A 2775-nucleotide genomic window follows, 5' to 3' on the forward strand; every position below is an offset into this window, starting at 1 on the left:
GCGCAAAAGCGGCTTCATCGGCAAGGACAAAAAGAACAAGGATCATCACGGCGTGGCCGATACGCTGCTCATGCAACTGGCTTACGACCACGTGGCCGGGGCTGATGACGAGTGGCACATACCGCTACCGTTTCAATACAAATGTCCGACCTGCGGTCATCGAACGGAGCCGTTCACCGGCGTCGTGGAGTATCGCGGTCCCGGCGACTATGCCAAACCAGAAGTTTCTTCCCACCGTCAAACGCGAGTCGCCATCAATCGAGCACGGCTCACCGCAGAAGAGAGTCAGCTTTACACTGTGCAGGCGATTGATGAAGGAAGCATGTTCGTCGGCGTGATTGAAGTAGACGACGCGCGTGCAGGCTTGGTCCGCAAATGGCTGCCGCGGATCACGCGCATTGGCGGGCGCACATCGCGCGGGTTCGGGCGGGTGGCGGTGGAAGTGAAAGACGCGCGGAACGAGAGCGTGTGGAACCGACTCGAAGCATTCAATCAGAAGTACCAAGAATTCGAGAAAGATTTGCAGGTCATCGCGCATGAGCCGCCCGCTGCTCGGACGCGCACGCTGTTCACGATCAACTTGCTCTCGGATGCGCTGCTGCGAACGAGCGAGGGACTACCAACGCTCCGCTTCGATGAAAAATTACTCCACGATGCTTTAGACGTAATCCTGACGGACGACGAGCGGAACTCGTCTTCACTTGATGGATTCGATTTCAAGCTCATCGCTCAATATACCCAGCCGGCGCTTATCAGCGGCTGGCAAACGGCCTGGCAACTCCCCAAAGAGGTTTTGCTCGCTTCGCGCCGAGGCGGTCTTTACGTCTTCGCTGCCGACACCGGTGAGGATGAGAGCCGACGGGAGAGCTTGATCGCCCTACTTGAAAGACTCGAAGCTGCCGGCATCGGCGAGCTGCGCGAAGACGGCTATGGACAGATCATCATCTGTCATCCATTCCATCTGGAGGTGAATCCGGTATGAGTGAAATGAAAGAACTGAAACTTCAAAGTGAGATTGAGAGGCGAATCGGCAGGCTTGTGGAAGAGGCCGAGACGCTGATTAGCAATCTCAAAGGCAACATTGACAAGATTGAAGCCAGCCAAATCCGCAACGTCATCGCAGTGGCGAACTCGGCCCCGCATCCGGCGATTGTGACCAACTTCATTCGCTATCAAATGGGGCGTTCAGGAGCGCCGGGCAAGGCGTGGAAGGAATCGGGGCTTGGCGACAGAGTGATCAGCGCCATTGACAAAACGGTGCGAAACCTGGCCAGCGAGGCCGATCAAGCTGCAGCCTTTGGCAACGTTGACGAGGTGCAGATCAGGATGACCCGACTGCTGCTTGGGTTTATGAATCGCCGGTTCGTCTACGAAAAGGAGGGATCGAAATGACCTTCGACAAATTCACCAATCGCATTACTCTTCGTGGGCAACTCTCGGCTGAGACCGGACTGCACATCGGCGTCGGCGGCTCCTCGCTTGATCCGTCGGCGACCGATAGCCCGGTGATTCGAGATGCGGCCGGGCGTCCGTTCATCCCCGGCTCATCGTTCAAAGGCGCGTTCCGCGCTCATCTGGAGAGCCTTGTTCGCGGGTTGGACCGAAGCGACCTCTCGGCCTGTGATCCGCTGGCTGACCCGTGCATTCCGAATAAACAGCAGAACGGTAAACTCGGCATCGAGCAACTGAAAGCCGAAGCGGAGCAGGACGCAACCGAAAATGGACGTCCGAATCGGGCGAGGTACGATGAGCTATTGACCGAGAAGATTCTCGCGCAGTCGTGTGATGTTTGCCGGCTGTTCGGCTCGCCGTGGCTCTCATCTCATCTGATGATCAAAGACTTGTTCGTTGATCCTGAGTGGTGGGTCGGGCGCGTCGAGTTGCGCGATGGCGTCGGCATTGACCGTGATACAGAGACCGCGCGACAGGGCGTAAAATACGACTTCGAGGTTGTGCCGGCCTCCACTCGGTTCAATCTTGAGATCGTTGCTGAGAATGCGAATGACGAATTGCTTGGGCTGCTGGCCATCGGGTTGCGCGAGCTTGAACAAGGCCGCGTCGCGCTTGGCGGCAAAACGACGCGCGGATTAGGCGGCGTCCGGCTGGAACTTCGGGAGCTGGAAGTCGTCGGCGATGAGTTAGCCGACATCCTTGACGGCGAAGGCAGCGCGGATTTGGTCGAGTACCTCATCAGCGGAAAAGGCAAAATCCTTCGAGCGAAGGAACTCCGCGAGTACTTGAACGAGAAGGTCAAGACCTTTGCCGCCGCCAAACTTCAACGGAGGGCAGAGTAACGCAGGATGCCATCTTGCGCCACAGTTTTGCAGGACTCGCCCATGAGCTTACGCACGTCACGAAGAATGAACATCGCGTTCTTTCGTCTTGTTGGCCCGGGTCGCGGGGCGCTGTTGCAGGCAGCGGCGCCGGCAGGCGCCCACAAGATGGTAGCCAGACGTGCAACGTCTGGAATTGTTGGGCCACAAGCATCGCGCGTTGAAGAGGCGCCGGAGGCAGCGCGGCTCCACCGCGCACGTGATTGGTTGACATTCGGTCCAGAGGTTGCACCTCTGGCTACCTTCGGCTGCGCCGCTTGCGCGGCCGAGGGGAAATTTGCAAAACACATGAGGCACTCAGAGAGAAAATCGGCGCCAAACTGCGGCTATTTTCGGAGGAGTTCTTCATGCCGTCTGGACGACGCGAGAGAAACGATGAAAAACGCTGCAGGCAGGAATGCCTGTGCCACTTTTTCTGAGGAGTTCTACTGCCGTCTGGACG

At 57.8% G+C, this 2775-nt stretch carries 3 protein-coding genes; all 3 read left to right on the plus strand.

All coding sequences use genetic code 11. From position 1 onward, the window contains the following. Window positions 1-982 (plus strand): CRISPR-associated RAMP protein Csx10 (csx10, locus tag NZ823_00140; protein MCS6803539.1); only part of this gene is annotated, 982 nt, incomplete at its 5' end. Continuing rightward, window positions 979-1392 carry a hypothetical protein gene (locus tag NZ823_00145; GenBank protein ID MCS6803540.1) on the plus strand — a complete coding sequence of 138 codons (414 nt, stop codon included), beginning with the start codon at window positions 979-981 and terminating at the stop codon, window positions 1390-1392. The genes csx10 and NZ823_00145, both read left to right, overlap by 4 nt. Beyond that, on the plus strand, window positions 1389-2294 hold the full coding sequence (gene csx7 / locus NZ823_00150) for a CRISPR-associated RAMP protein Csx7 (GenBank protein ID MCS6803541.1): 906 nt from the start codon (window positions 1389-1391) through the stop codon (window positions 2292-2294). Before NZ823_00145 ends, csx7 begins: the two co-directional genes overlap by 4 nt. Window positions 2295-2775: the final 481 nt, after the last annotated feature.

The organism is Blastocatellia bacterium (assembly GCA_025054955.1).
Taxonomy (GTDB): domain Bacteria; phylum Acidobacteriota; class Blastocatellia; order HR10; family J050; genus JANWZE01.